General features: G+C 54.3%; 2 protein-coding genes and 1 pseudogene. 2 read left to right on the top strand and 1 reads right to left on the bottom strand.

All coding sequences use genetic code 11. The features are described from left to right. On the bottom strand, window positions 1–938 hold a 938-nt coding region (locus tag VQ02_RS36495; protein ID WP_083469598.1), incomplete at its 3' end, for a substrate-binding domain-containing protein. Between the two features lie 882 nt (window positions 939–1,820). On the opposite strand from VQ02_RS36495, the gene VQ02_RS33495 reads away from it, so the two are divergent. Continuing rightward, complete coding sequence (locus tag VQ02_RS33495; RefSeq protein WP_157080919.1) at window positions 1,821–2,852, top strand: DJ-1/PfpI family protein; 1,032 nt, start codon at window positions 1,821–1,823, stop codon at window positions 2,850–2,852. A gap of 828 nt (window positions 2,853–3,680) precedes the next feature. After that, window positions 3,681–3,833, top strand: a pseudogene (locus VQ02_RS36490) (IS21 family transposase); the annotation flags it as partial. Between the last annotated feature and the right edge of the window lie 657 nt (window positions 3,834–4,490).

Here is a 4,490-nt window from a genome sequence, read left to right as displayed (position 1 = left end):
CTATCACGAATGTCTATATTATAACCAATATCGATATTTTTTTTTTCATTGGGATGTCCTTCAATTTTATTCAATAGTATTTTGGCCGCTGCTGCGCCAATATCATGTCCGGAGGTGCGGACGGTCGTTAGACTCGGTCGAATATCAGCGGCAACATCAGAATTTCCACAGCCCGCCACGGCGAAGCGCCCCGGAATACTCCACTCCCGCCGCGCGCATTCGAAAATGACACCCGCAGCCAGCGCGTCTGTTTCACATAATAAAGCCTGAAGTCGCGACTCGCGTTGCAATAAGTTGTCAATCGCGAGCCATGCATCCGCGAACACAGTCTTATTTGATCCGAAATAAATGAGATCATCTTGCAAATTAGACATTTGCATTGCAAATCGGAAGCCATCTAGATACTCAGAGGAACATTGATTGTCTTGCATATTATGCCCCGCAAAGCCGATGTATCTATATCCACGATCTATCATCAGCTGTGTCAGATCAAATGCTGCTTTAGACAATGAAAATCCTACAGACATATCAATAAAAGGACCATTTAAGCTCCACGTTTGAACAACTGGTACACCGGTTCGACGCAAGAGGTGAAAAACTTGTTCGCATTGTTCGACTCCCGTCAAGATGATCCCATCGACGCGGCGACCGATAAGCGCTTGTATAGCACTATATTCTTGCTCTGGTGTCCCCGCAAGCGATAGCATGAGTTGGTATCCATGTTTTACAAGTATTTCATTCATACCCCTAATCATGCTGGCGCATTTTATGATCTGCAGTGATGGAACTACTGCCCCGACAATACGGCTGACTCCTAATGTGCGAGCACCTAAAAGAAGATTTGGTACGTATCCAATTTGTGCTGCCGCTTCGAGGATTTTGGCACGCGTCTCAGCACTAACCTTGGCCGGCTGATTGTAGCAGTTCGAGACGCTCATTGGTGAGACGCCAGCGAGCCTCGCAACATCTGACATCGTAGCGTTCGCACGATTTAATGATTTGTATCTTATTGATGGTGATTTTGTCATTGTATATTCAGTCTCCTAGATTTTGATAAGATACTATTTATTTTTTGTCTTGATACAAATAAAATTAAACATGCCTTTATGCTCTAGTATTAAATGCTATTATTATCTATGCTGCTCGATCTATAATGAAATCTGCGCACTTGAAATTTTGTTTGCACATCTGCTGCTTGCGATGGGGAGTATAATTTGATCAGCGGGAGGGAGTCCAATAAGCCGTGGAATTTCCATTATTTGCGTTATATCCACAATGAACTGCATTTCGCGGTATTGTAAATCAACTACTGTTGTTGCATTGTACTATGTGTATTAAAGATTTATCAAAATACTTTATGCGACGCCCAATAAGATTATCCCTACTGTACCATCGCAAGATATAATGCTCCCTTACCATTTTAATCCTATGCCAGAGCGACAAGAGACACATCGCAGACGGATGTATACCAGCTATTTGTCTCGTGATCGCCGCATTTGTGACAAAATGTGTCAAGCCGTGAGACCGTTCTACAAAACGCATGCGATGCGCCCGGCTATCAGCATGGCGGTGCAGTAAAGTAAAAATGCCAGCGCAAACAAGTCGAATTCGCCAATTGTTCGGAATCCGCCTTGTTGCGTTCCACGAGAATATGCATATCCATATAAATATAGTTAGCAAACCTGAATGTAATTACCCACGGGGTATTTTTCGGCTCGTGCTTTCGTTGGCACGCTGGCCAGGTCTGGACGACCTACGAGTTCCTCTCTGGCTCTGTCCTCGACGGCTTCGGGATTGGCGCCGGCTTAAGGGCCGAGACGGTGCGAGAAGCGACGCTGCCGAACACGTTCAAACTCCCCGGCTACGTGCGGCTCGACGCAGCGGCATGGTACCGTTTCGCGATCCAAGGACAGCCGTTTCGAGCTCAGCTCAACCTTCAGAACATCACCGATCGGCGCATCTACGATACGGACGGCGCCAACGTGTTGCGTCCGACGGTACCGTTCACCGTGCTGCCATTCCTCGATGCACCTGCGCTGAACCGGCGCAGCTTCGCGGCGAACGCCCTCGGGGGTGCCTTGCTCGTCGCAGCGACTGCCGGCGCCTGCGCCCAGTCGTCGCCGCAGCCGCTCCCGCGGCCGCGCATGATGCAGCAATCGGACGTCGCACCGCTCAAGGTCGCTATGCTGGTCTATTCCCGCATGGTCACGCTCGATCTCGTCGCTCCACAGAGCGTCCTCCAGATGCTCAACTCCGAGATCCATCTGGTCGGTGAGACGAGAGAACCGGTCGCGACGGATCTGGGCCTGCCGGTCACCCCGACCTGCACCATCAACGAGTGTCCGCGCGACCTCGACGTGCTCTTCGTGCCGGGCGGGCTGATGGGTTCGGTCGCCTGCATGAAGAACCCCGCGATCCTCGACTTCCTGGCCGACCGCGGGGCCCACGCCCGTTACGTGACGAGCGTGTGCACGGGCGGACTGGTGCTTGGAGCCGCCGGTCTCCTGCGCGGCTACGAGGCGACCGCGCATTGGGCGGTTACCCATCTCCTGCCGCTCATGGGCGCGACCAAGGTTGACGCCCGCGTGGTCCATGATCGCAACCGGCTCACCGGAGCCGGTGTGACGGCGGGCCTCGACTTCGGTCTGACCCTTGCGGTGCTGCTGCGCGGGCAGGAGGCAGCCGAGCGGACGCAGCTCATCTTAGAATACGAACCAGCCCCTCCCTTCCGTAAAGGCACGCCGGTCCTCGCTGGGCCGGAGCGCGTCGCCGAGATGCGCACAGGCCGGGTCTGGATGGAAGGCCAAGCCTGGGATGCATCCCTTGCCGCAGCAAAGCGCCTCGGTCTCTAAGCTCGATTTTTGGCCATTTTAGGTGGCGCCGTGGCAGCGTCGCAAGCGATGGGATGAAACCAAACTTGCTTTTGTTGAATGTGGAGTCATCCTTCTGAAAAAGCAAGAACTTGATTGTAGATGCAATCAGTCATTCTGATTAAAAATATATGAGGTGCCCAGATCTCACCGTTATTTTATGCCTGTGATGGCGAAAGCTTGATCGAACTCGTTGGGTATGACCGGGAATGTGTTGGCACTGTCCGTAGTGCGCCAGATGCATCAGGGAGATGCATCAGGGTTGACGGGCGTTGAGCCCGCTATCCTGCATCAACCCGGCCACGCGCCGCTGGCCTAGCACCGACCCTTTTCGTGCAACCCGAAATCTGCCTGCTCCAGCCCGGGACCGGCTGTTGCCACACTTTGTCACGATCCTGGCGAATGGGAGACAAACGGGCCGGCTACATGTCTCTTCAACGCGGCCGCTTGCTTTCACGCTCTCGCCGCGGGCATGAGCTATGCGCTTACAGCGGAACTCATGTCCGCGGCCCCTAATCACGGTGTAGTCCGGCCCACCCCCGAGCACCGTGAACGGCCCGCTCCAGCATCGCGCTATGCTGGGGCGGGCTTCCACCGTATCTTGATCCATCATGCACGGTATGATGCTTTTTGAAATTCTGTTCACGCCCGCAGGTATGAGGCAAGCGCTCGCAACTGAGCTCATGTTGCGATCCTTATTCACGGTGCAATCTGGCCCCCAACCGAGCACCGTGAACGGCCCGCTCCAGCATCGCGTTATGCTGGAGCGGGTTTCCATAGTATCTTGATCCATCATGTGCGGCATAATGGCTGCGCTTCGAGACCGCGCCGGGCGAGCAGATGCAGGTCGACTGGGCGGTGATGCGGCGCGGCGCCGGCCGGCTGTCGGTGTTCGTGGCGACGCTGGGCTGGAGCCGGACGGCCTACCTCGAGTTCGTCACTGACGAGCGCCTCGAGCAGCTCGAACAGGCCATCAAGGCGCTGGAGGTCGATGAGGCCGAGCGTTTGGCCGGCACGCCCGCCATCGTCAAGGCGTGCCGCAGCACCCCAGCATCTCCTTGGCCCCGTCCTGCTCGATGAGGCCGTGGGATATCAGCAGGTAGTCGGCAACGACCTCCAGTGCCGTGCCGCGTGGCGTTGCCGGGCTCGATGGTAGGGGGATGAAGCGAGCCATCGTGCCGTAGGCCGTCAGCGGCTCGGAGCCGCTCGGGCTGATCTCAGTCACGGAGCGGGAACGTTTGCGGGACGCTGCTTTGGAAGCGGGCGGGGGTGCCGCCACCGTCCGATCCGCATTCACGATCCATATTACCAAATTTTACGGCGATAATTTGAGAATTGCACTTGGAAATTTGCCGGTTAAAATCACTTGAACGAAGTATTTTTATGCTAAAATAACATTATAACAGCGTTGTCATGAAATTAATATAATATAGACATGCTGAGTTTAGTCAGCTAATAATGGCATTTCGGCAACAATCGGCAACGTATGCTCGAAATTCAGCATGATCATCGTTTTGTTCTCTTGTTAGAACCTCCTCCTTGGCGCAAAGCGCTGCCGTTCAAGCGAAGGACCGCCAACATGGTCGCTCCCACGAAGAGGAGCTGACCGGCCGGTCAGCT

Origin of the sequence: Methylobacterium variabile, from assembly GCF_001043975.1 — a bacterium.
In the GTDB taxonomy this organism is placed as follows: Bacteria; Pseudomonadota; Alphaproteobacteria; order Rhizobiales; family Beijerinckiaceae; genus Methylobacterium; species Methylobacterium variabile.
Note: the sequence above shows the minus strand (reverse complement) of the source record. Positions and strands in the feature narration are given on the sequence as shown.